This window comes from uncultured Treponema sp. (assembly GCF_934725225.1).
GTDB lineage: Bacteria > Spirochaetota > Spirochaetia > Treponematales > Treponemataceae > Treponema_D.
On record NZ_CAKVAM010000001.1, the window covers coordinates 442,026 to 465,812 of the forward strand.

Consider the following 23,787-nt stretch of genomic DNA (forward strand, 5'->3'; position numbering starts at 1 on the left):
TGGGGTTCAAATGAAAGTTGTTACAAAAGCTGAACTTGATGAATGTTTTGATTATATAAATAAATGCCGCGCGGAAGTTGCAAAGCGCGTTGTTGGTCAGAGAGATGTCGTGGATGGAATTATCACGGCGCTGATTGCAGGCGGCCATGTTCTTCTTGAAGGAGTTCCGGGGCTTGCAAAAACATTGGCGGTAAAAACTTTTGCTGATGTTTCAGGACTTGAATATAAAAGAATTCAGTTTACGCCGGATCTTCTTCCTGCTGATGTTAGCGGAACGCTGATTTATGAGCAGGGTACTGGAAAATTTTCTGTGCGAAAAGGACCTGTGTTTTCAAATCTTGTTCTTGCGGACGAAATAAACCGCGCGCCAGCAAAAGTTCAGTCTGCGCTGCTTGAAGCTATGGCGGAGCATCAGGTTACAATCGGCGAAACAACTTACAAGCTGAACGAGCCGTTTTTTGTTCTTGCCACGCAGAATCCGATTGAGCAGGAAGGAACTTACAGTTTGCCGGAAGCTGAGCTTGACCGTTTCTTGCTTAAGCTTCTTATTTCATATCCTACGCCGGAAGAAGAAATTTCAATTATAAAATCTGAAGGCAGGGCAAATGAAATTCCTGTGAACAAAGTTTTTTCCGCCGCCGCTCTTCAAAAATGCCGGGACGCTGTGGATGCAGTTACTGTTGCTGACAAAATGCTTGCCTACATAGTTTCAATTGTAAATTTTACAAGAGCCGATGTCGCATTAAAAATGAACCGCCGCAATGACATTCAGCGTTACATTTCGTTTGGAGTTTCTCCACGCGCAGGAATTGCTCTTTTAAGATGCGCAAAAGTCCACGCGCTTTTTGAAAACAGAAGCTTTGTTCTTGCGGAAGATGTTCAGGCTGTTGCAAAGCCGGTTTTAAGGCACAGGCTCGTTTTAAACTATGAAGCCGCTGCGGACAATATTTCTGCGGACAGCTTGATTTCAAAAATCATAGACTTGATGCCTGTTCCATGAAAAACGACATAAGCCGCCGTGCTTCCCTTTTGCATCTGTCTTCTCTTTCTCTCGCTGAAAAAATGAAAAGCGGTTCGTTCCGTTCGCTTTACCGTGGACGCGGAATTGAATTCAGCGGAGTCCGTGAATATCTTCGCGGAGATGATGTGCGCGCAATCGACTGGAATGTTACGGCAAGAATGGGAAAGCCTTTTGAAAAAGTTTTTGAAGAAGAGCGCGAACTTGATGTCTTTATAGTTGCCGACGCTTCTCTTTCCATGTGCGTGGGAACAAGCCAGCAGACAAAACTTGAAAAAGCAATGGAATGCGCTTCTCTTTTGACGCTTGCTTCATTTTATAATTCCAGTCCTGTTGGCGCGGTTGTTTTTGACGGCGAGCTTGAATTTTTTTGTTCCCCGGAATCTGGAAAAAAACATTCGCTTATGCTTCTGTCCCATTTTGAACTTGACAGAAAAAAACAAAAGGCTGGTTCTGTTCTTGACAGCGCGCTTAGAGGTGCAGAAAAACTTTTAAAGAAAAGAAGTCTTGTTTTTGTCATTTCTGATTTTAGGGCTGCGGAATGGCAGGCTTCTTTTGCGCGTCTTTGCCAGAAAAATGATGTCATTGCAATAAAGATTGTTGATTCTTCTGATGACAATATTCCTTCCGTTGGTTCTGTTCTTTTTGCAGATCCGGAAACAGGATACGAAGCTGTTCTTCCGACTTCAAGCCAGAAATTTATCCGCGGATGGAGAGAAGAAAATGAGCAGCGCAATGAAAACTGGTTTAAAGAATGCGTGCGCCACGGAGGAATTCCTTTGTTTATAAGCACTGTTCAAGACCCTGCCGCAGAGCTTATAAAATTTTTCAGCAGCAGGCACAGACATTCGTTTTAGGAAAATGGAATGAAGAAAAATCTTTGCTTTATTTTTGGCTTGTGCTTTTTTATTCAGTTTTTAGCTGCGCAGAATCCAAGTGAAAACGCAACTGCTTTTGGAACGCAAGTTATGATTCCGCGCGATGTTTTCATTGGCGACAGTGGACAGATTCAGTATTCATTCAGAACGCCCATAGATTTTTTTTCTTTTGCGGATTCATCAATGATAAAGGATGAAGTTCTTTCGCTGAATCTTTCTTCAAAGGAACTTTTGGAAAATCCGGACGACTGCCTTGTTACAAAATCAGTTCTTGTAAGAAACGGCGTGAACTACAATCTTTGCATAACGATAATTCCGTGGAAAACAGGAACAATAAAATTTAAAGAATTCAGCTTGGAAAAATTTTGCCGCGGACAAAACAGCAGCAAAGAAAATGTTGACTTTAGAATTCAACTTGCGCCGGTTACAATTCTTTCGCTTGTAGAAAAACTTGAAGTAAAAAATTTAAAATCTCCGCAAGCCCCGCTTTTGCTTCCTAACACAAATTATTTTTTGTGGATTGCAGGCTTCTTACTTGCCGGATTTTTTTCACTGTCTTGCATTGTCCTGATAAGGCTTCCGCATATTTTGAAAAAACTGAAATTTTTAAGAGAGCAGTTTGAACTTTACAGAAATGCAAAGCGAACAAAGAAAAAACTTTCCGCGCTTTTAAAAAAGAAAATTGACGATAAAGATTTTTGTGAAAAATGGCAGCTTGCAATGCGCGAATATTTGGAATTTAGATTTGCGGTTTCATTTTGTTCTGTGCCTGGAAAAAATGTCGGTGCAAAAATATTTGACATACTGAACGGTCTTGCAGGAGAAAAAGTTTGTGAGGCGATTGAATCTCTTTCGTGTTTTTTTGTGCGCACGGACTACATTCGGTTTGCAAGCGGTTCAATTGATTCTAAGCTTTTACCAGCGGAAACACATCAGGCTTTGTTTGTTAAAAACGAAAAAAAATCAATGGTTGCGGAAACTTGCAAAATAATTGATTTGCTTGAAAAAGGAGAGTGTAATAAAAACTTTGCCTGAAATAGCGTCAAAGTTTTAAACTTTTTAATTGGCTTTTTATAGGAGAAAAAAAGTGTTTGAATTTGAAAATCCTCCGGCATTTTTTCTTTTGCTTTTGATTCCGGTGCTTTATATTTTGCGTTATATAAAAATTTTTTCACGGCTTTCTTTGCCTTTGAATTTAAGCGATTGGAACGGAAGCAATTTTAAGTGGAAGGGGAATGCAAGAAAATTTCTTTCTGTTTTTGGAAGAGTTGTTTGCGTATTGTTTTACATTTGCCTTGTCTTTGCCTATGCGGATCCTGTTTTTCATCTTCAGCAAAAAGTTTATTCTTCAAAAGGCGCGTCGGTTGTTTTTGTTTTGGATGTAAGTCCTTCAATGGCTGCAAAAGATATTAGTTCGCAAAGCCGTCTTGAAGCTGCAAAAAATTCCATAGTTTCCATGGCGGAAATGAATGGCGGCGCGGAACTTGGTCTTGTTGTAATGGCTGAAAATGCTGCTGTTTTAGTTCCTCCTACAATGGACAGAAAATTTTTTTTGAACCGATTGAAAACTGTAAGTGTCGGAGAACTTGGAGACGGAACTGCGATTGGAACTGGAGTTAGCTGCGCAATTTATCATCTTGAAAAATCGAAGTCGCCTAAGAAAAGTATTGTTCTTATTACTGACGGAGAAAACAATTCAGGCGCGGTTCATCCTCACACTGCGGCTCGACTTGCCGTGAACAAAGATATTTCACTTTACATTCTTGGCGTGGGAACGAGAGGCGTTGTCCCGATTGATTACGTAGATCCAAAGTCAAATAAAATTTATTCAGGTTATCTTGAATCGAAATTTGACACGTCTTCAATTGCGCGGATTGCGTCAGAGGGAAACGGAAAATTTTTTGAGATTGAATCTCTTTCCGCATTGTCGCAAGCTATTTCTTCAATTTCAAAAAATGAAAATGTCGCGCAAAGTTATTACATAAAAAATCAGGATATATTTTATTACCGGCAGTTTTTGATTGCCGCTGTTGTTCTTGCTTGCCTTGCTTGGATTGTGCGCAGGTTTCTTCTGCAGGAGACTTTATGAATTTTTCTGTTGAAAATCCATTTTCGTTTTATCTTTTTATTCCTCTGGTTTTTGCGCTTGTGTTTGTTGTGGCGCGTTATCTTCGTCTAAGAAAAAATATCTGCGGAAAAGTTTTTGAATTTAAAAACGGTTCTTTTAGAATTTCAGCTTGTTTTTGGAGCAGAACTTTTTTTAGATTTTTAAGCGGAATTTGTGTTGTCCTTGCGCTTGCAGGAATTTCATTTGGAACGGATTCTGTGCCTGTTCAGAAAAACGGAAAAGCTGTTTCACTTGTGTTTGACATTTCTTATAGCATGGAAGCAAAAGATGCACCCGGCGGAATTTCAAGGCTTCAGGCAGTTTCAAGTTATGCAAGCGAGCTTTTGGACAGAATGAACGGATGCGCAGTTTCCGCTGTTCTTGCGAAGGGCGATGGAATTACAGCTGTTCCGCTTACAGAAGATTTTCAGAGCGTAAGAAGTTTAATAGAAAATCTTTCGCCTTTGCTTATGACTTCCGAGGGAACAAGTCTTGGCAATGGAATAAAAGCCGCGCTTTCTTCGTTTCCTGAACAATCTTCCGCCGCTTCGTTTATCTGGCTTTTTACCGATTGTGAGGAAACAGACAACAGCCTTCAGACTTCTCTTTCTGAATGTTTAAAAGCCGGAATTCCAGTTGTGATTATCGGATTTGGCTCTGAGCGTGAAAGTGAAATTTTTGCGGGCGACGGAATTACAAAAATAAAAACGGCTTTAAGATCTGGCAGCGTTGAAAAAATGATTTTGTCTTTAAAAGAAAAATTTATTTCATCCAAAAGAAATAGTTCTGCGCCTTCTGTTGTTTACATCGATGCTTCGGAAATGGGTTCTGCTGCCGCAATTTTAAAAATGCTTGACCTTAACGGTTCGTTGCCGTCGGTTTCTTATGAAGTTCAGAGCACTCAGCGTTACGGACTTTTTATTTCGCTTGCAATTTTATTTTTTCTTGCTTCGATTATTTTTGGCGAGCTTGACATTGCAGGCGGAAAGAAAAAATTGATTTCATCTGTTTCCGCAGTTTCTCTTGTTTTTTTGTTTACTGGATGTTCGCCGCGTTTTAATGACGGCGTAAAAATTCTTGAAGGAAAACTTGACTGGTCTAAGCAGGATTATCAAAATGCAGTCGGAGATTTTTTGGAAACGGCTTCGAATGCACAAGCGCGTGGAGATTTTCTTGTTGAACAGTATGCGGTTTTTGGACTCGGCTCAACTTATCTTATGCAAGGCGAAACTGATGCCGCGTTAAAAAGATTTTCTCAAGTTTATGAAAACGCTTCGGATAAAATTAAATTTGCAATTCTTTATAATTCTGGAATAATTGCGCACCGCAACGGAGATTACAAAGCGGCAACTGATTTTTTCAAAAAAGCAATTTTGATAGACAGCACTAGCATAAATGCAAAAATCAATCTTGAGCTTTCGCTGAGGGAAAATTCAGAACGCTCAAGAGAATCCGCGCAGGAACTTGTGCCTTTGTCAGAAAATAAAGAAGAACAGAATATTCAAAATGCGCTTTATTCTATAATTCGGGAGGATGAAAGACAGCAATGGAAAAATATGCAAAAAGATTCAGAACGGACTTCCCGCGATTATTAATTTTCATTTTGCTTGTTGCTCAGGCATTTTCTGTTTTTGCAAAGCCAGTTTCATGGAATTATTTATGGAGCTTGCGGTTCAGGCAAAATCAGGAAACTTTATTTACAGAAACCGACAATTCATTTTATGTTGAAATTGAAGGCGTTACTCCAGACAGCATTCAGCTTGCCGTAAATTCTCTTCCGCATAATGTAAGTTTTGTTTCGTCAAAAAAAGAAACCGTTATGATAAAAAGCGGAAACGGGCAGGACGAAAAATATTCAGCAGGAACAAGAATTACAATTTGGATGAAATTTTTAAAAACTGGATTTTACAAAATCAGTCCAATCGATCTTGTTATAAACGGCAGCTTCTATCAAATTCCGTTTAATCCTGTTGAAGTTTTTGAAAATCCAAAATTTATAAATCCGCAGGTTTCAGTTTCGTTTAACAATCTGAATGTTCCTTCAAAAGGAAAAATTGCCGAAGCTTATGAAGGTCAGCACATTATTTTTACCGTAAATGTGAAGTATGCGAATTCTGTAAAAAATGTTTCTTGGAATATTCCGGAAGATTCTGTATTTAAAAAACTTCGCGAATTTAATTTTTCTGGTGAAGATTCTTTTTCTACGGAATTCAAGCCTGTCGCCGTGTTTGACTGGCAGCCTTTAAAATCTGGAAACTGGACTCTTCCCGAAATTTTTGTTACGGCGGTTTCGTACAACGGAACAATCAGCGATATAAAATGTCCGCCGATTGCTTTTAAAATTCATGAAAAAAAATCAGCGGTCAGAGAGCCAAAGCAGGAAAGTCCTTTTGCTTACGCATTTATCGAGCCTTTAAGTTATGACAAAAATGATTCCAAGCCGGAAGCGAAAAATTACGACATTTTGAATTTGATTGAGCTTCATAAAAAAGAACGCCATTCAATTCCGTTTTTTAATTCGGCATTTAAAGAAAGAAGGCAGATTGAACTTTCTGTCGGACTTTCTCCGTCTGGAGTTGAGCCGAGCGTTGTTTTCTTTGCCATAATGTTTTGCGCTGTTTTTATTTTGCTGGCTCTTTCAGTTTTGCTTTTTATTTTCAAGCGGAAAAAAACTTGCGCGATTTTTGTTTCTATGTTTGTTACATTTGCAGTTTTCTTGTCGATTTACGGCTACCACTTGTTTACTTCCCGCGGAATTTATGCAGGCGGAACAATGAGTCCGATTCCAGAAAAAACAGCTCCAACAGGTGTAACCATTCAGGCCGGAAGCGTTGTTTCTATAATAAGAACTGCGGGCGGCTGGATGTACATAAGGCACAATGATACTTACGGCTGGGTTTCGGCGGAAAATGTTTATCTAATAAAATAGCAAGGAATTTAAAAATGGATTTTGGTGATATTTTATCGCAATGGGATTCTATTCAGAAAAAGCCTGTTCAAAAAAACAAAGGACCGCAGGTTTGCCGTAAAAAAGCAAATGCTCCCACAAAAGAAGAAAAAGAAGCCGCGCGTCAAGGTTATTCTTACGAGCAGATTATGGAGCAGGACAACAAGAAGCGCATAAATCCGATGGAGCTTTGGCTTAGACGATATGGCACGGTGGACAAAGACAAGGCGTTTGAAGAAAATGCGCGTCAGGAAAAACTGAATGATATAAATTATTTAAAGACGCTTGCTCCAGAAGCCACAATAGATTTGCATCAGCTTACAAGAGAAGAAGCTTGGGACAAACTTAAAATTTTTGTTGACAGCTGCTACATTCGGAAGCTCAAGAAAATTCTTATTATCCACGGAAAAGGAAATCACAGCCACGGAACAGATCCGGTCCTTGGGCAAGTTGTGCGGCTTTTTATTGAGCAAGACAAGCGGCTTGGAACTTCCGGCCATCCAGACAGAAATCACGGCGGTTCTGGAGCGACTTGGGTAATAATAAAAAATTAGATTTTTTCAATTGATTTATTCAATGGATTTTAGTAAGTTTAGTTTTAAGAGTTGTTTGCTGATATGGAAGATTTGTATAAAATTTTGAATGTTGAAAAAAATGCCTCTGCGGAAGAAATCAAAAAAGCCTATAGAAATTTAGCATTTAAATTTCATCCAGACAGAAATCCGGGCGATAAATCCGCGGAAGAAAATTTCAAAAAAATAAACGAAGCTTATTCAGTTTTAGGCGATGAAATAAAACGCCGCCAGTACGACCAGTACAACATGAACGGCTTTTCTGAAAATTTTCAGCAGAATGGCGGATTTTATCAAGGCGACCCTTTTGCGGATTTTTTCAACAACAGAAATTATCAGTACACTTACACTTATTCTTCAAAAAATTCAGAGAGCAAAAAAGGCTTTTCTTTAATAGGACTTTTCTTAAGCATAATTCAGATTTTGTTCTGCTTCTTGGGATTTACCACAGTCGGCAGATGGAGTTTTTTGCTCGGCATTTTATTTTTTATCGGACTTGTCAACGGAATAAAATCAGCGGCAGGAAATTTAAAATGGATTCTTGCGGAATAAAAAACTGAAAGGGAGATTTTAATGGAAAATAATTCAGGAATTGTTGTTTACACTGATGGCGGCTGCCGCGGAAATCCTGGCTGCGGAGGCTGGGGCTGCGTTATAATTGACGGCGAAAAAGAATACAAATTTTCCGGCGGAGAAAAACTTACAACAAACAATCGCATGGAACTTATGGCGGCAATAAGCGCGCTGAATTCAATTGCTGAAAATGCGCTTTGGAAAAATCAGCATATTTCAGTTTATTCAGACAGCCAGTATGTAAAAAACGGAATAACTTCTTGGATTCAAAACTGGAAAAAAAACGGCTGGAAAACTTCCGCAAAGAAACCTGTTCTAAACAAAGATTTGTGGGTTCAGCTTGATTCAGTTTACAATCTTCTTGACATCGAATGGAAATGGGTCAAAGGTCATGCGGGCGTAAAGTACAACGAAATTTGCGATGAGCTTTGCAACATGGAAATGGACAAGCAAAGCTGAAATTTGTTTGCAAGAAATGTTTGCTGTAAAGAGAATGTTTTTTACTCTATAAAGATATAATCGTTGAAATAAACCGCGCGGATTTGTCCCATTACAAGATTTTCGTTTATTTTTTGAAGCAGTTCTTCTTTTATTAAATTTTCTCCTTTTGCCCGGATTTGGCTGAAAGTGAGCGCAGAAAAATAATTTGTAAAAATCGATTTTATCTGCCGTTCTTTTAATGAAAGTTCTTCAAACAAAGCCTTGTCTTCCGCAGGATATGAAAACCACGGGGAAATCACGATTACGGCTTGCTCGTCTTTTTCTGAAATTTGCTTTGTGAAAATCCGAAGCTGCCCGATGTCCGTGAATGCGTCCATACTTTTTTCTTTTCCTGCGTTCATGTTTGTGATTTTCTTCGGACTTGGATCTGATTTTCTGTATGCGCTTGCAGGATTTTCTTTTGTGAATATATAAAAAGCGATTGTAACAATTATTATTGTAAGAACAATTGCGGCCGCCAACGCAAAAAGAAATTTGTTCAGTTTATTCAGATTCATACAATAAATTCCTTTAGTAAAGAAAGTGTTCTGGTTGTTGCGTTTTTGTTTTCATCGAATGTTCCGGGAATTCTTGCAGTCAACTCGATGGAATTTTCAAGCCATTCTTCTTTTTCAATTGTTCCGTTTTTTCTTGCAAGCTCAACCAAGTCGGCTCTTTCCATTGGAATTTTGAATTTCCGTTCTGCGCCAAGAAGATTTTCTGTAAGCACCGAAATTATTTCTTCAAATCCTAGTTCTGTTTTTGCGCTTGCATGAATTGCGTTTGGAAATGCTTTGTTCAGCTGGGAAACCGTGATAAAATTTTCTTTTACAAGATCAAACTTGTTCAGGATAATTGCTTGCGGAATTTTTTCAGCGTGAATTTCTTTTAGAACTTTCTGAACTTGCTGATATTGTTTTTCGCAGTCAGGGTCAGAAGCGTCAACCACAATCAAAAGAAAATCAGAAAGCGAAGTTTCTTCCAGCGTGGATTTGAATGCGTCGATTAAAGTATGCGGAAGATTTGAAATAAATCCGACTGTGTCCGTCATTAAAACAGACGAGGCTTCCGAAAGCGCGAATTTTCTTGTGGTTGGATCTAGCGTTGCAAAAAGCTTGTTTTCTACAAGAACATCCGCCCCGGTGAGCGCATTTAGCAAACTTGATTTTCCGGCATTTGTGTAGCCGACCAAAGAGCAAGTTGCAGTTGCGGTTCGTTCCCTTTGCTTGCGCTGAATGTTTCTGTTTATTGCGACTTGCGCAAGTTCTTTTTTTATCTGAACAATTTTGTCTTCTATTTGACGGCGGTCAAGTTCCAGCTGAGTTTCGCCGCTTCCTTTATTTCCGAATGAGCCGCCTCTTTGCCGCGCCATGTCTCCGTAAGTGTGGCTTAACCTTGGAAGTGAATACTGGAGCTTTGCAAGTTCAACTTGAAGGCTTGCTTCTTTTGTTTGTGCGCGTGAATCAAAAATTCTTATTATTACTTCATTTCTGTCAAAAACCGGCATATTGGCAAGTTTTTCCCAGTTGCGTTGCTTGGACGGATCTATTTCCCAGTCAAAAATTATGCAGTCCGCAAAAACTTCCTTTGCCTTGTCCACAATTTCCTGCGCTTTTCCTGTTCCCATTCCGTAAGCTGGAGTCGGTTCTATGCGCGTAAGCACGATTGTGCCGGCAGTTTCCATGTCCAGCGTCTGCACTAAATTTTGAAGTTCCTTTGGCTCTGGATTTCCGTTTTTTTTATCTGGCGCGCCGACTAAAAGGCATCTTACTTTGCGTTCTTGCTCTTGCTGAATTTCAATCATAAAATTCATTATACATTTTAAAATAAACAAATGAAAGTACGCCTTAATTTTTGCATTATGCTAACTTTTCGCTTGATTTTTCTTTGGAATTTTCGGAAAATAAATGTGCTAAACTTTTTTATCCTTATGTCGAAAATTTATAAGTTCAGGACTCTAAAAGAAAATGTCGGAATTTGAAAAAGAACAAAAAATCTGTAATTCTTCCTCTTCTTCCTCGGAGCATGGACTTATGAAAAAAGCTCTTGAAATGTCAAAGCAAAACAAGCCTTGCGCTTCGGGACTTCTTTCAAAAATTACAAAATCATCATTAAGGACAAAAAATATGACTAAGGCAATTGTTGAGCAGAACGGAATCTTTACAATAAAAGAAAATCTTGAAACTTCATCGGTAAAGCAAGATCCGGGTTTAAAGGCTTTAGTTGATTCTGTTTTAAAATAAATTTACGGGCGAAGTCCGTCTACAATAAATTCTTTTGGAAGTCGGGCAGGCGCGTTGTTTTTTACAGAAGCCCAAGTTACATCAGCTTCTGCGCAAATGTGTCCGTCTTCTTTTTTTATAGTCTGATGAAAAGTTCCGCTTACAGCTCCGAGTTTTACAGGAGTTGTTTCAATTATCAGGTTGTCATCAAGAAACGCTGAATTCTTGTAGAAAATATCAATGTGCGTTACGTAAAGATAGTAGCCGGCTTCTACAATTCCCTTGTAGTTGAATCCAATCTGGTGCAGATAATCCATGCGTGCTGTTTCAAGATAATTTAAATAAACTGCATTGTTTACATGGCTGTAACTGTCGCATTCGTAAGAGCGGACTGTAAGATTTGTTGTGTAAGTCATAGATGCTCCGTGGTTTTTAAGCGTCTTCGTTTACTTCAATGTGGAAATTCTGCATAAGGGAAACAAATGAAAAAATTTCCTTGTATACGCCGATGCACATTTGCTTGAGTTTTCCTTCTGCAAAATGGTCTATGTCTTTCCAGTTTCTTATTAAGGTTGGATGCGGCTTTATGCAGTCTTCAAGAACCATTTTAAGGTTTCTTCCATAAGTGATGAAAAGATTTACAGAACCAAGAATAATTCTTGCGGCGGATGTGTTTACAAAATTCAATGTTGAATGAATTATGTTTCTTGATTCTTTGTCGCGTTCGGTGCGCGGAAGGTGAGTTTTCATTTTTAAGCCGAGGTCAACGCTGTCGTCAAGGCTGTTGTCCAAAGCTATAATTTTGTCTGCGTTTTCAACAAGCTGATGGAAAGCCTCGCTCATTGGAGTTGCCAGCTGCTGGCTTGCCCACTCACCGCGGACAAGAAGAATGTCGGAAAGTTCCTTTACATCTTTTTTTACATAGTCGAGAATAAATTTCTTCAAGTACGCAAGTGGCTCGCAATATTCAAATTTTCCGATTTCCTTGCGTTCAAAAGGCGCGCTTCCTGCTTCTGTATAAAATTTGAGTTTTTCTATCTGAGTTGTTCCAAAAATTTGGTTCAGCAAAACTTCAATTTTTCCTTCTGTCTGCTTTTCTTTCAGAGCAGTCAAATTGTTTTCCGCCTGCTTTTTTACTTCCGAGATAAAATCGTCAACGATGTACAAATCTTTTGCTGCGTAAACTTCGTTGTAAGACGGATCTTCGGAAATAAGCTGAACGAGCATTTCGATAATTTTGTTTTCTTTTAAATAGCGGATTCTTGCAAGGATTTTTTTCCAAACGCCCGGAGAAACTGGATCTGCGCCTTTTATTTTTTTTATCAGTTTGAAAACATCGTCCCAAGAAGAATCAAACGGAATCGACCAGGCGACATCCATGAAATTTTTCAAGTCTTCAAGAACATAAGTTCCGCTTATCGGCATGAATCTTGGCGGATTTGAAAAATTGTGCTCTTTAAGTGAACTGTCGAATTTTTTGAGCATAAAGAAATAATCGAACTGCACGAAATTTACAAAGCCCATGAGTTTTGTGTAAACGCCGTCGATTGCAGAAATTTTGTTGCTGTCGAATTCTGCGGAAAATGCGTCCACGTAAAGTTTTGTCTGCTCAAAAACTTCTTTTAGCGGTTTTTTCTTTGCGGCGTCTATAATTGCAAGCTCCGAAATGTTCCCTAGCGATTCAAGCTGTTTGTCCGAAAGAGAATTGTCAATTACAATCCGTTTAAATGCTTTTGGATTTATAGACTGAAGCATTGCCTGCGCTGGTGAAATTGCTTTATATATTTCGTAAAAGAATTTTGCAAAGCTTGGATCTATTTCATTAGAAGAAGTCTTGTAAAAATGATATTTGGTCTTAGAAAGGCTTTTTGCAATGTTTTTTAAGGCACGTTTTTTTGCGGCCTCTGGACTGTTTCCTCCAAAGAATGAATTAAGCAAGTCCTTAAAAAAATTTCGATTCCCCATGCGGAAAATATACCTAAATAAACGAGCTTATTCAAGGCGGTTGACTTGCAATGACAAACTTAAAGAAAACTTGTATACTGAAAAAATGACAGAATTATTAGCTCCTGCGGGAAATATTGAGGCGCTTGATGCTGCTATAGGCGAAGGCGCGGATGCAGTTTACATGGGTTTGAAGAGTTTTAATGCAAGACTTAGGTCTTCAAATTTTGCCTGGAATCAGTTTGAGGCTGCTGTTCAAAGCGTGCATCGGCTTGGCAAAAAAATTTATGTAACTGTAAATACTGTTTGTGAAGAAAACGAAACAGAACGTCTTTATAGATTTCTTTCATATTTAAATAAAATCGGGCCGGACGGAATAATTGTTCAGGATTTTGGCGTAATCAGAATGTGCCAGGAATTTTTCCCGGACTTGGAGCTTCATGCGTCAACCCAGATGAATGTGGAAAGCGCGGCGGCTGCAAATCTTTTGTGCAAGCAGGGCGTAAAGCGTGTTGTTGTTGCGCGTGAACTTGGACTTGAGGAAATCCGCGCGATAAAAGCAAAGACAAATGCCGAACTTGAAATGTTTGTTCATGGCGCGCTTTGTGTAAGTGAATCAGGGCTTTGCCTTTTTTCAAGCTATCTTGGCGGAAAATCAGCTAACCGCGGAGTCTGCACTCAAGCTTGCCGCAGAATTTATTCAGCTGAAATTCCCGGAACTGTTGCAAACGGATATTATTTTTCACCTTGCGACTTGGAGCTTATTTCCCATGTTCCAGAATTGATGGAAGCCGGAGTTGACAGCTTTAAAATTGAAGGCAGAATGAAAAGCGCAGAATATGTTGGAGCTGTAACCGCCGCCTACCGTTATGTAATGGATCATTGGCGCGAAGATAAAAAAGGCTCAATTGCGGAAGGAAAACGAATTTTAAGCACAGACTTTGCGCGTTCAAAAACTGATTATTGGTACGGCTTTAAATCTGTAGAAGAAGGAGTTGATTCTGCCGGCGCAAAAATTTTGAATCCAAAGCAGGCTGGCGGAACTGGAATTTTTCTTGGAAAAATAAACCAGACAAGACCGGCTTCTGCTTCTGAAAAAGAACAATACGCATCTTCTTTGGAAAAGAAACAGGAATTTTCTATTCAAATGGCGACAATTTCTGGCGGCGACTACAATCCTGATCCGGGAGACAGCATCCGGCTTCATAAAAAAGATGACACAGGCCGCGAAAGCCACAAAATCCGCGTTCTTTCTGAAGATGAAAAAGGCTCAAGGTGGATTGATATTCCTTCGGGATTTTCCAAGGGAGACAGCGTTTATCTTTTGCAGACAAAATCTATGTCCAAGCGTTACAAAAGAGTTCTTCCGTCTGACCTTTCAAAATTTAGAAAACAGCCCGGCCCTGAACGTTTGCCGATTTTGGATCTTACTCCGCTTGCAAAAAATGAGCTTAGCTGGTTTCCGGAAGGACTTTACATTCAAGTTTCAACTGTTGCGGATGCGCATATCGTGTCTTCGCTTCATCCAGTGCGGCTTATAATTGAGCTTAATTCTGAAACAACTTATGATATTTTGAACAAGGATTCTCCTGCAAAACCGTTGCTTCCGTACAGCAAAAAAATGCTTGTGATTTCGCTTGATCCGTTTTTCGCTGAAGGAAAATCCGAGGAATTTGAAAGTGTTGTTTCAGTTCTTGTGGAAAAAGGATATTCAACTTTTATTGTAAACAACATTGCGCATATAAATATCCTGAAAAAATACAAGGTGAATTTGATTGCCGGTCCTTATCTTTACACGTTTAACCGCTGGGCTGTGAGCTTCCTTGAAAACAGCAATATTATGGCTTTGCAATCTCCTGCGGAAAATTCTGAAAAAAATCTTGAAGCCGTTTTTGAAAATTCTACGGAACGTTCGCGAGTTCTTCTTAGCGTTTTCTCTTATCCAGTTTTGTTCCGAATGAGATTCAAGCTTCCGGGCGATTATGACTTTACTTATTTCAGCGACAAGGAAGGTATGGGATTTAAGGTGAATTCAACGCCGGACGGTTCGTTTGTAATGCCAGAATATCCGTTTAGTCTTTTGGACAAAATGGAAACTTTGAAAAGCAAAGGCTGGACACATCAGCTTATTGATTTTTCAAAGACAAAGATTTTAAAGAGCGATATAAGAAATCTTGTTTCGATTATCCAGAAACATGAATTTATAGAAGGCGCTTCCCGCTTTAACTGGAAAAACGGATTTTACAATCCAGAAAAAATGGAAGCTTATCAGGCGGTGCAAGCTAGAAATGCCCAAGCTGCAAAAGACAATAAAAAGCGGAAATAGTTAAAAAAATGTCATTCCCCGACTTGTATCGGGGAATCTCAATTTTGAATTTGTTGTAAAAGAGATTATCGGGGTCAAGCCCGATAATGACATTAAAATGCAAAATCTAGCATTCGGCTTAAATGCTAAAATTCCAAATCTTCTTCTGGAGGCTCGCAAAATTCATCAGGCGCGGCTTCAGGAGATTCTTCTTTTGATTTTTTGCCAGATGATTTTTTAGGCGCGGGAAGAGCTTTTCCTTCTTCAGCTTTTTTTGGAATCGGCTTAAAGTCAACGTGCTCGGCGATAATTTCTATGATGCTGCGCTTTTTGCCGTCTTCAGTTTGCATTGTTGTCTGCTTGAGTCTTCCGACCACGCGGATTCCTCTTCCTTTTGGACACCATTTTTCGCAAAGTTCAGCAGTTTGTCCGAATGTCGCAACGTCAAAGTACGAAACTTCATCAACGTAGTTTCCGTCGCTGGCTTTGTACTTTCTGTTCACGGCGATTGGAATCCGGCAGAATGAAGCTCCGTTTTTGCAGCTTTTTCTTTCTGGCTGGCGGACAACATTTCCTTCCAGAATAATTTGATTCAAGGCATTCATAAAATCCTCCATAAAAATAAAATAATTTTCCGAAGCTTTTTGCTTTCGTGATTTCAGTTAAATTTATTTCCGATTTTTTACAAAAAATGCTTGTCTTCAAAAATAAAATTCAGAATTTCAGAAATTTCCTCTAAATAAAAACACCTGATACATTTGCGTTATTTGTTTACTCTTGTTGTTTTTCTATATATAATATGCGGCATGGCTACGACCTCGAATATTTTGACACTTTTAAAATTCAATTGTTCCAAGCAAAAAACAGACATGCTTGAATACGGACAGTTCGCAGACTACGTTCACAGATATGCCCAGCATCATATTGAAGAAAATTCCGCGCTTGAAAGTTACTGCACCAGCGATTATAAAGTTGCGCTTGAGGCTGAAATAAATAATCTTGTGGCTGACCGTCAGGTTGTAATCAGTTCTATAAGAAATAAAGATTATATTTTTGTTGTTCCATATTTTATTGAAAAATACAACGACTTGTTTAATCAGATTGAAGCGAATATTTCGATTCCGTTTCCAAGCATAAACGATATGCCGAAAATTGTTCCGATTGATGTTGTTACAAAAAAGCAGGCTGACGAAATTATTTACGGACGTTTGGACAAAGAAGAGCTTAACGACAGAACTCTTTACTGCATTGTTTTTTCAAAGACAGTTCCTTCGCTGATTTATCCGTCTTCTTTCCCGATTGCAAATCTTATAAACCTTGCGCTGAAAAAACTTCAGGAGCTCATGCACAAGGAAGAGTCGCATGATTATTTTTTGAAAAAGCTTTCAATTTCAAATCCCGGAAAAGAACTTTCTATAAAAACATTTTTCAATCAGTTCTGCGCAAATCCGTCAACGGTTCTTGATATTTTAAAGAACACAGGCGACAACTTTTATTACTGGAGCCAGCTTTGTTATTTTATAAAGCAGGATTACACAAAGCTCAAGGATTTTGCGCCGGAAGACATTACGATTTTGCAGTCGGTTGCCATAATTGAAATTGCGACTTCTTATTATAAATCCAAGGCTGCGGAAAAATTGCAGGCGCAGGCGGCGTTTGAACAGCTGGATATTCTTATGAAAAATCCTCCATATTATTACAATCTGAATGACATCAGAAAAATGAAGGATAAAACTGGAATTCCGCTTTTGGGTCAGTACAAAGAAGAGCAGCTGATGAATCATTTAAAGGCGAAAACTCAGGAATCCATTGGAAACCAGATGCCGGAGCTTTTGATTTTTAAAGTTAACGACGGAAACGGATATTACATTTTCAAGGAACGCGTCATTCCGCTTATAATCAGGCTTGCAAACGATGTGCGCATTTTGGTGCGCGAGGCTCTTATAAAAAGCTGGTACAACAATCTTAGGGAATATGAAGTTTTGCCGGAAATGAAAGAAAACGCGGCTTTTGAAAGATGTCTTGAACGCGAAGTTTCTTCTATTGAACCAGTTCTTTCGGCTCTTTTGGATGCTTCATTTTTGCCGGTTGTCGCTTTTGAAGACCAGACTCCTGGGCATATAACTTTGTTCAGAAACGATTCCCTTATTTCCTACAGCGAGCTTCTTATGCTTAGCAGGCAGGAACTTCTTGCAGATGCAAAGTTAAAATTGCCGTTCTGGTACGCAATGCCGATTGTTTCTTTTATAATGAAACTTTTGTTTAAAAAGCCTAAGCCAAAAGTAAGAAAAGAAGCTTCCGCAGCTTTAAAAATTCAAAATGAACTAAAAGAAAAAGAAAGCGAAATTTTAAAACGTCGCGATGAAGATGATAGCATAGATCCAAAAAACACAAGGCGCAGGGAATTAAGAAAACTTGCTGTTGAAATTGAAAAGGAATTTGTTCCGGAAAGCAGCACTTTGGACCGCGAGCTGAAAGGCTATATGCACGAATGGAACGACAGAATCGGAAAGCAGAATTACGAAAATCTTGGCGAGGATGTAAATTCTTTAATCCGCGATTATTTCAGAAAAGTTCTGCGCACTTTAAAGGCTGACACTTTCAATGCGGAGCGAATCCGGCGTCTTGCGGAATCTTTGGTTGACACTCCGAGCATGATGAAAATAAAAAATCATCCGGCTTTAAAAAGATACGTTGAGCTTTACATCATAAAGATTGTAAAAAATTTGCCTTCAAACTAAAATAGAGTCGGTTATGGATAGCGGCAGTTGTTATCAACGTAGATTAGAAAAAATTACGGCAGTTTCTGTTTTGCTTGCATAGTTTTGGAAGCTGCCTTTTAGCGGGGATTTGCTATGATTACATATTGGCAGCAGGAAAACGGAAAACTTGTAAGCAAGGAAAAAGAAGAGCTTGTCCCGGAAATGAACACTTGGGTTGACGCAAGATCTGTTACAAGAGACGACATCCGCGAGCTTGAAGAAACTTACGGAATCGACTCTGAAAATATGCTTGATATTCTTGACCCGGACGAACTTTCCCGAATCGAGCGCAACGACGACACTGGATATACTTTTACAATCATAAAGCTTCCTGTTTTTTCTCCGGGAGACGATGTAAGCTATTTTACGGCTCCATTGGGAATCATTACATTCGATAAATTTTTTATAACAATATGCTGGACTGACTGCGAGGTTCTAAAGGATTTTGCCGCGAACAGAATCAAGGAACTTTCGCTCAACGATTTTCCGGCTTTTACGATTCGATTTATGTCCCGCGCCGACCTTACATTTTTGCGCTACTTGAAGGAACTTAATCGCCGTGCCACAACAATTCAAAATGAAATGCTGCGCTCTGTTCAGAACCATGAATTGATTCAGCTTTTAAATATTCAGAAATCGCTCGTGTTTTTTACAACATCTTTAAAAAGCAACCAAATGCTTTTGGAAAAACTCCGCAAGACAAAAATTATCAAGCTGGATGAAGAAGATCAGGACTGGATTGACGACGTTGAAATTGATAACAAACAGGCTTTGGACATGGCAGGAACTTACACAAATATTATGGCTGGAATGAACGATGCCTTTGCTTCAGTTTTGTCCAACAACCTGAATATCGTTATGAAAACAATGACCGCCTGGAATCTTGTGCTTATGCTTCCGACTTTAGTGACAAGCTATTTTGGAATAAACGTTCCGCTTCCTTGGGCGAATTCAAAATGGGTTGGTGCTGTTGCGATTGCGGGGCTTTGCGTTTTTACTTCTGTGTTCGGATATTTTATGTTTATGAAACGCCGTCTTACTCCGTCTGTTGAAGCAAGAAAAAGAGTTTCATTTAAAGCTCGGCGCGCTGAACGAAAGCAAAGACGCTACATAAAAAAGCAGGAAAAAATAGCGGAGAAAAGAAAATGAAATTCACAAAAATTTTTGCATTGATTTTTTTTGCGGCGGCACAGATTTTTGCGCAGGAATCTTCTGAGGATTCTTTCAATGATATTGATTTTGTTCAATTCGCTTCTTCAAGAAAAAAAATTGAATATGTGATTGGAGAAAATTCCCAGTCGGTAACTGCAAAAAGAAGAATTTTTCCGTTCAAGATTAACCGCTACGAAACGACTTATAATCTTTGGTATAAAGTTCGGTTGTGGGCGGAAGAAAACGGATATATTTTTGCGAATCCGGGACAGGAAGGTTCTTCTGGTTCAAGAGGAAAAGCTCCGACTCAAATGAACTGCTATGAGCCTGTTACAAATATAAACTGGTACGATGCCGTTGTCTGGTGCAATGCTTTCAGCGAAATGGACGGAAAAATTCCCTGCTATTTTTACGACGGTCAGATTTTAAAAGATGCCACAGACACAGCTTCGTGCGACTTGGCGGAATGCAACTGGAAAAACAACGGCTACAGGCTTCCGACCGAAACCGAATGGGAATATGCGGCAAGAAAAACTCCGTCAGGGCTTCAGTCTGGAGCTTTGGCTAGCGGGCAAGTTGACTCAAACGGAAAAGATGATTCTTCTGTTCCAGTTGAAGAAGTCGCCTGGTATTTTGAAAATTCAAATGGAACAAAAAGAGTTGGAACAGCCGGAACTCCATTTTCTACAAGCGCGCCTCCAAGTCCTTCAAGTGGAAATCCAAACGGAGCCGGAATTTTTGATATGAGCGGAAACGTAATTGAATTTTGCTGGGACTGGGAAGTTCCTTATGAAGCCGGCGATTTATCCAAAAGATATTCAGGACCAAAATATGGCGCGGAACGTGTTATGCGCGGCGGAAGCTGGAATGAATACACGCTTTTTGTTTCGGCAGGAGACCGCTATTCTTACGACCCGAATGAAGCCTACAATTTTTTTGGATTCAGAATTGCAGCCAGCGTAAAATGAATTTTCAAAATTACAAAGAGCTTTTGATTTCTTCACTTTCGCAGACTTATAAAATCGATTCGTTTTACCTTGGCGAAGAATACGATATTGCAGGAACGTTTTCAAAAAACGATGACGGCTTTGAGCAAAAAGAAGCGTGCTTAGTTTCGTTTTGCAATGATGAAAATTTTGTTTTGTCTGAGCTTCAAAGATTGCCTGAAATAACTCTTTCTGGCGCGGATGGTTTTTCAAGGAACAGGCGTTCTGTTGTTTTGCGCGTGTTTGTGATGCAGGACGTTTCATTTGAACTTGTAAAAAAAATCCGGGCGTTCAATTTCAGCAGGGCAAAGAAAGGTCAGTTTTGGAGCTATGCGGAAACTCAGGTTGTCCTTGTGGATTTTAAAAATCGATGCGCATATTCAAATCTTGCTGGAGAAGAAAAAAGAAAATTGTTTAAGTTCACGGAAAATTAATCCGAAAAAATCAGCGTGGATTCCGCAATTGAAAATTATTGCAAGATGAACTACAATATTTTTTCATGGAAACACGTAACATTTTTGAAAACATTTCTTGTATCGACCACAGATATTCATTGTCAGAGGCCGAAGTTTTTAACGGTCTTTCTAAGTATATTTCAGAAGAAGCTTCAATCCGTTCATGCGCAAAATGCGAGGCAGCCCTTGTAAAAAGCCATTTGAAATTGCGCGGAAAACTCACAGATGAAATTGCGCAGAATCTTGATAAAGTGGCTTCAGAAATTGATCCTGCCGAAGTTTATGCGGAAGAGGAAAAAACAAAGCACAATATCCGCGCGCTTGTAAACGTTATGAAAACAAAAGTTTCCGCGGAAATCGGGCCTTTGGTTCACCTTGGAGCGACCAGCGTTGATATTCTTGACACAGCTCTTTCATGTAGAATGAGAGATGTTACAAAAAATGTTGTTCTTCCTGAACTTAAAAAACTTGAAAAACATCTTTGCGCTATTGCAGACCGCGACGCAGAAGTTCCGCAGGTTGGACGCACTCACGGACAGCACGCCGTTCCTATTACTTTTGGCTGGAGCATTGCAGAATTTGTAAGCCGCTTGGGAAAATCGATTTTGCGCATAGAGGAACTTTCAAATCAGCTTGTTGGAAAACTTGCAGGACCAGTCGGATCTTACAACGGACCTTCGATGATTGTAAAAGACCCGGAAGAACTTGAGCGTGTCTATGTTGAATTTCTTGGACTTTCTGCAAGCGAATATTCAAATCAGCTTGTTGAGCCGGAATATCTTTTGCGCCTTCTTTTGGAAATGAATGTTGCGTTCGGAATTATTGCGAATCTTGCAGACGACCTTCGCAATCTTCAGCGTTCAGAAATCGGAGAGGTTTTTGAATACTTTGCTTCTACACAAGTCGGCTCAAGCACAATGCCGCAGAAAAGAAATCCTTGGAACAGCGAGCATGTAAAGTCGCTTTGGAAGGCGATGTGTCCGCGCGTGATTACATTTTACATGGATCAGATTTCAGAGCATCAGCGCGACCTTACAAATTCCGCAAGCCAGAGATTTATGGCAGATTACGTTGCAGGATTTACAATGGCAGTCGCAAGAATGAACAGCGTTGTTTCGGGGCTTCAGGCTGACAAAGAAACAATGGCGCGCAATCTTGAAAATGCCGGCGGAAAAGTAAAAGGCGGAGTTCTTGCTGAGCCTGCTTACATTTTGCTTGGCGAAGCCGGAATCAATGACGGCCACGAAGTTATCCGCAAAATTACTTTGGAAGCTGAAAAATCCGGAAAAACATTCTTTGAAGTTCTAAAAACTCACAAAGAAGCGTTTGAAAAAATAACTGCCCAGCTTGAAAAACTCGGCGTGGAAAATCCAGAGAATTTCTTTGAGCATCCGGCGAATTATTGCGGACTTGCTGCAAAAAAATCCCGCAGGCTTGCAAAGAAATACGAAAAGCTGATGGACTGATTTTAGCTTATGCAAAAATACACGGCGGCTTTGGTTGGTTTGGGCAGAATCGGTTACAGTCTTGGACTTGACAAAAAACGCGAGCAGCCCGCCAGCCACACAATGGCACTTTTGAATAATCCTCGGATAAATCTGATTGCCGGTTGCGACACTGATTCTATTGCGCTTTCAAAATGGCAGGACGCGAATAAAAAAGCCGTTGGATATTCTGACAGTGCGAATCTTTATGCAAGATGCCGCCCGGACATTGTTACAGTCGCCGTGAATGAAAATGCCCATTTAAAAGAAGCTGTTGAAGCGATTCATGCAAAACCGAAACTTGTGATTTTGGAAAAGCCGGTTGCGCTTAATCTTTCGGAAGCGGAAAAAATTCAGCAAGAAGCGGAAAAATTCCAAGTGCCGGTTCTTGTAAACCACGAGCGGCGTTTTGCGGAAGATTTCAAGTTGGCAAAAAGCTACATGAAAAAAATCGGAGAAATTCAAAGCATTCGTGCGGAACTTTGCTCAAGCCTTTGCGTTTATAATCCGGCGGAAGAAAAAACCGGGGCCTACAGCCTTATCCACGACGGAACGCATTTGGTTGACGCAGTTCTGTTTTTCCTTGAGGACGATTTGCCTTCAACGCTGAAAAAAATATCTTTGGAAAATCCTTCTGAAAAAAAAGGCGGACTTCTTAGCCGTGCTTCAGGATTAAACAATTCTGGAAAAAAAATCAAAACTGTAAATTCGCTTCTTAGATTTCCTATTGTAACCGGTGTTTTCCGTGATGAAGAAAAAAATGTCCGGCAGTTTAGCGCGCATTATTCAACTCCAAAATGCCCCGATGTTACAATTGGAATCAGCGGCCGCTCACGTTTCTTTGGATTTGAAATTTCCATTACGGGAACTGAAGGCAGAATCTGCATTGGAAACGGATACTTAAAATTGTATCACCGGGAAAAATCTTCTCTTTACAGCGGATTCTATTCACTTTTAAATGACCGTTCCGAAAGCCTGCCAAAAAAAACTTTTTACTTTTCAAATATGATTCAAAACGCGGTTGACTTTTTGGACGGAAAAGCAAACTTGCGCTCAACTCTTCAGACTGGAATAAACGCGCTTTCAGTTCTTGAAGAAATAAAAGAAATCATCAAATAAATTTTTAAAACTTTTTTCTGAATAAAAATCACTTTTGTCATTTTTCGTTGCTAAATATGCCTGTTGACGATAAAAGATTATTTTTCTACAATATATCAGTTTGGAGTACTTTAAATGAAAAAGTTTTTGTGTGCCGCAGTTTTTGTGTGCGCTTTCTGCACGGCGGTTTTTTCACAGGAAATTACAACGGCGAGCGATTTCTTTAAATCTGTCAGCGACCGTTATGCTGAAATAAAAGACTATGAAGCCGACATCGATATAACAATCGGCAAAAGTGAAATGAAAGGAAAAATCAGTTTTAAGCGTCCGGAAATGCTTCGAATAGATTTTTCAGATCCGGCGGAACAAGTTGTTTTGTTTAATGGCGACGACCTTACAATTTATTTGCCAAGCCCGACTTCTGCAATTCTTGAGCAGAACGTTACTGCTTCCGGACCAAACGCGGCTACATCTCAGGGACTTTCTCTTTTGCGCCGTTATTACACAGTTGCCTACGAATCTGGACAAAGCGCAGTTCCTTTGGATGAAAACGGCGACGAAATGGTTGTGAATCTTTTGCTTTCAAGAAGATCCGCGGCAGAAGCATTCCGCACAATAAAACTTTCAGTAGAGCCTTCGACAAAATTAATCCGCCGTGTTGCTGCGGTTTCAGCTCAGGATGTGGATTACATTTTTGATTTTCATAATTACAACTTGAATGTGAATATAAGCGATCAGCGTTTTATTTATGATCCGCCGTCATCTGCAAACAACTACAACAACTTTCTTCTTTCGGAGTAATAA

At 39.6% G+C, this 23,787-nt stretch carries 23 protein-coding genes; 18 read left to right on the plus strand and 5 right to left on the minus strand.

The genetic code is table 11. The annotated features are described in order from the left end of the window. Nucleotides 1-10: 10 nt before the first annotated feature. The 9 genes from Q0H92_RS02145 (at nucleotide 11) to rnhA (ending at nucleotide 8,554) form a co-directional block, all read left to right on the plus strand. Nucleotides 11-1,000 carry a MoxR family ATPase gene (locus tag Q0H92_RS02145; protein WP_296011268.1) on the plus strand — a complete coding sequence of 330 codons (990 nt, stop codon included), beginning with the start codon at nucleotides 11-13 and terminating at the stop codon, nucleotides 998-1,000. Beyond that, the gene (locus Q0H92_RS02150; protein ID WP_296011272.1) at nucleotides 997-1,875 is read left to right on the plus strand and encodes a DUF58 domain-containing protein; all 879 of its coding nucleotides are present in this window, start codon (nucleotides 997-999) and stop codon (nucleotides 1,873-1,875) included. The genes Q0H92_RS02145 and Q0H92_RS02150 overlap by 4 nt, the downstream gene beginning before the upstream one ends. Before the next feature lie 9 nt (nucleotides 1,876-1,884). Continuing rightward, on the plus strand, nucleotides 1,885-2,931 hold the full coding sequence (locus tag Q0H92_RS02155) for a hypothetical protein (protein WP_296011275.1): 1,047 nt from the start codon (nucleotides 1,885-1,887) through the stop codon (nucleotides 2,929-2,931). A gap of 52 nt (nucleotides 2,932-2,983) precedes the next feature. Continuing rightward, entirely contained in the window at nucleotides 2,984-3,985 is a 1,002-nt protein-coding gene (locus Q0H92_RS02160) for a VWA domain-containing protein (protein ID WP_296011277.1), read from the plus strand. Then, nucleotides 3,982-5,598: a VWA domain-containing protein gene (locus Q0H92_RS02165; RefSeq protein WP_296011280.1), complete on the plus strand. Its 1,617-nt coding sequence runs from the start codon at nucleotides 3,982-3,984 to the stop codon at nucleotides 5,596-5,598. Before Q0H92_RS02160 ends, Q0H92_RS02165 begins: the two co-directional genes overlap by 4 nt. Next, nucleotides 5,550-6,932 carry a hypothetical protein gene (locus tag Q0H92_RS02170; RefSeq protein WP_296011282.1) on the plus strand — a complete coding sequence of 461 codons (1,383 nt, stop codon included), beginning with the start codon at nucleotides 5,550-5,552 and terminating at the stop codon, nucleotides 6,930-6,932. Before Q0H92_RS02165 ends, Q0H92_RS02170 begins: the two co-directional genes overlap by 49 nt. A 14-nt stretch (nucleotides 6,933-6,946) precedes the next feature. Next, nucleotides 6,947-7,504, plus strand: coding sequence for a Smr/MutS family protein (locus Q0H92_RS02175; protein WP_296011285.1), 558 nt, complete (start codon nucleotides 6,947-6,949; stop codon nucleotides 7,502-7,504). A gap of 63 nt (nucleotides 7,505-7,567) precedes the next feature. After that, nucleotides 7,568-8,074 (plus strand): DnaJ domain-containing protein, encoded by a 507-nt coding sequence (locus Q0H92_RS02180; protein ID WP_296011288.1) that lies wholly within the window; start codon nucleotides 7,568-7,570, stop codon nucleotides 8,072-8,074. Nucleotides 8,075-8,095: 21 nt separating this feature from the next. Further along, a complete protein-coding gene (gene rnhA, locus Q0H92_RS02185) occupies nucleotides 8,096-8,554 on the plus strand; it encodes a ribonuclease HI (RefSeq protein WP_296011291.1) in 459 nt (152 codons plus the stop codon). Between the two features lie 41 nt (nucleotides 8,555-8,595). Here rnhA and Q0H92_RS02190 read toward each other — a convergent pair whose 3' ends face one another. Further along, the gene (locus Q0H92_RS02190; RefSeq protein ID WP_296011293.1) at nucleotides 8,596-9,093 is read right to left on the minus strand and encodes a flagellar basal body-associated FliL family protein; all 498 of its coding nucleotides are present in this window, start codon (nucleotides 9,091-9,093) and stop codon (nucleotides 8,596-8,598) included. Beyond that, nucleotides 9,090-10,379, minus strand: a complete 1,290-nt coding sequence (gene hflX, locus Q0H92_RS02195) for a GTPase HflX (protein WP_296011296.1) — start codon at nucleotides 10,377-10,379, stop codon at nucleotides 9,090-9,092. The genes Q0H92_RS02190 and hflX overlap by 4 nt, the downstream gene beginning before the upstream one ends. Before the next feature lie 229 nt (nucleotides 10,380-10,608). Here hflX and Q0H92_RS02200 point away from each other — a divergent pair, with 229 nt between their 5' ends. Beyond that, the gene (locus Q0H92_RS02200) at nucleotides 10,609-10,818 is read left to right on the plus strand and encodes a hypothetical protein (RefSeq protein WP_296011300.1); all 210 of its coding nucleotides are present in this window, start codon (nucleotides 10,609-10,611) and stop codon (nucleotides 10,816-10,818) included. 2 nt (nucleotides 10,819-10,820) lie between these two features. Here the strand turns inward: Q0H92_RS02200 and Q0H92_RS02205 are convergent, their stop codons facing one another. Then, nucleotides 10,821-11,213, minus strand: a complete 393-nt coding sequence (locus tag Q0H92_RS02205; RefSeq protein ID WP_277300042.1) for an acyl-CoA thioesterase — start codon at nucleotides 11,211-11,213, stop codon at nucleotides 10,821-10,823. Nucleotides 11,214-11,229: 16 nt separating this feature from the next. Then, entirely contained in the window at nucleotides 11,230-12,762 is a 1,533-nt protein-coding gene (locus tag Q0H92_RS02210) for a DUF5312 family protein (protein ID WP_296011303.1), read from the minus strand. Nucleotides 12,763-12,847: 85 nt separating this feature from the next. On the opposite strand from Q0H92_RS02210, the gene Q0H92_RS02215 reads away from it, so the two are divergent. Then, nucleotides 12,848-15,067, plus strand: a complete 2,220-nt coding sequence (locus tag Q0H92_RS02215; RefSeq protein WP_296011306.1) for a peptidase U32 family protein — start codon at nucleotides 12,848-12,850, stop codon at nucleotides 15,065-15,067. A 125-nt stretch (nucleotides 15,068-15,192) separates the two neighbouring features. Here the strand turns inward: Q0H92_RS02215 and Q0H92_RS02220 are convergent, their stop codons facing one another. Next, a complete protein-coding gene (locus Q0H92_RS02220) occupies nucleotides 15,193-15,651 on the minus strand; it encodes a single-stranded DNA-binding protein (RefSeq protein ID WP_296011310.1) in 459 nt (152 codons plus the stop codon). Between the two features lie 201 nt (nucleotides 15,652-15,852). On the opposite strand from Q0H92_RS02220, the gene Q0H92_RS02225 reads away from it, so the two are divergent. From Q0H92_RS02225 to Q0H92_RS02255, 7 genes are all read left to right on the plus strand, one after another. Next, a complete protein-coding gene (locus tag Q0H92_RS02225; protein ID WP_296011315.1) occupies nucleotides 15,853-17,787 on the plus strand; it encodes a hypothetical protein in 1,935 nt (644 codons plus the stop codon). A gap of 114 nt (nucleotides 17,788-17,901) precedes the next feature. Further along, on the plus strand, nucleotides 17,902-18,957 hold the full coding sequence (locus tag Q0H92_RS02230) for a magnesium transporter CorA family protein (RefSeq protein WP_296011318.1): 1,056 nt from the start codon (nucleotides 17,902-17,904) through the stop codon (nucleotides 18,955-18,957). Then, nucleotides 18,954-19,928, plus strand: a complete 975-nt coding sequence (locus Q0H92_RS02235; protein WP_296011320.1) for a formylglycine-generating enzyme family protein — start codon at nucleotides 18,954-18,956, stop codon at nucleotides 19,926-19,928. The genes Q0H92_RS02230 and Q0H92_RS02235 overlap by 4 nt, the downstream gene beginning before the upstream one ends. Continuing rightward, nucleotides 19,925-20,380, plus strand: coding sequence for a hypothetical protein (locus Q0H92_RS02240; protein ID WP_296011323.1), 456 nt, complete (start codon nucleotides 19,925-19,927; stop codon nucleotides 20,378-20,380). Before Q0H92_RS02235 ends, Q0H92_RS02240 begins: the two co-directional genes overlap by 4 nt. 65 nt (nucleotides 20,381-20,445) lie before the next feature. Further along, entirely contained in the window at nucleotides 20,446-21,867 is a 1,422-nt protein-coding gene (locus tag Q0H92_RS02245; protein ID WP_296011325.1) for a lyase family protein, read from the plus strand. Between the two features lie 9 nt (nucleotides 21,868-21,876). Next, nucleotides 21,877-23,004 carry a Gfo/Idh/MocA family oxidoreductase gene (locus Q0H92_RS02250; protein ID WP_296011327.1) on the plus strand — a complete coding sequence of 376 codons (1,128 nt, stop codon included), beginning with the start codon at nucleotides 21,877-21,879 and terminating at the stop codon, nucleotides 23,002-23,004. A gap of 114 nt (nucleotides 23,005-23,118) precedes the next feature. Then, nucleotides 23,119-23,784, plus strand: a complete 666-nt coding sequence (locus Q0H92_RS02255) for an outer membrane lipoprotein carrier protein LolA (protein WP_296011330.1) — start codon at nucleotides 23,119-23,121, stop codon at nucleotides 23,782-23,784. Nucleotides 23,785-23,787 lie beyond the last annotated feature (3 nt).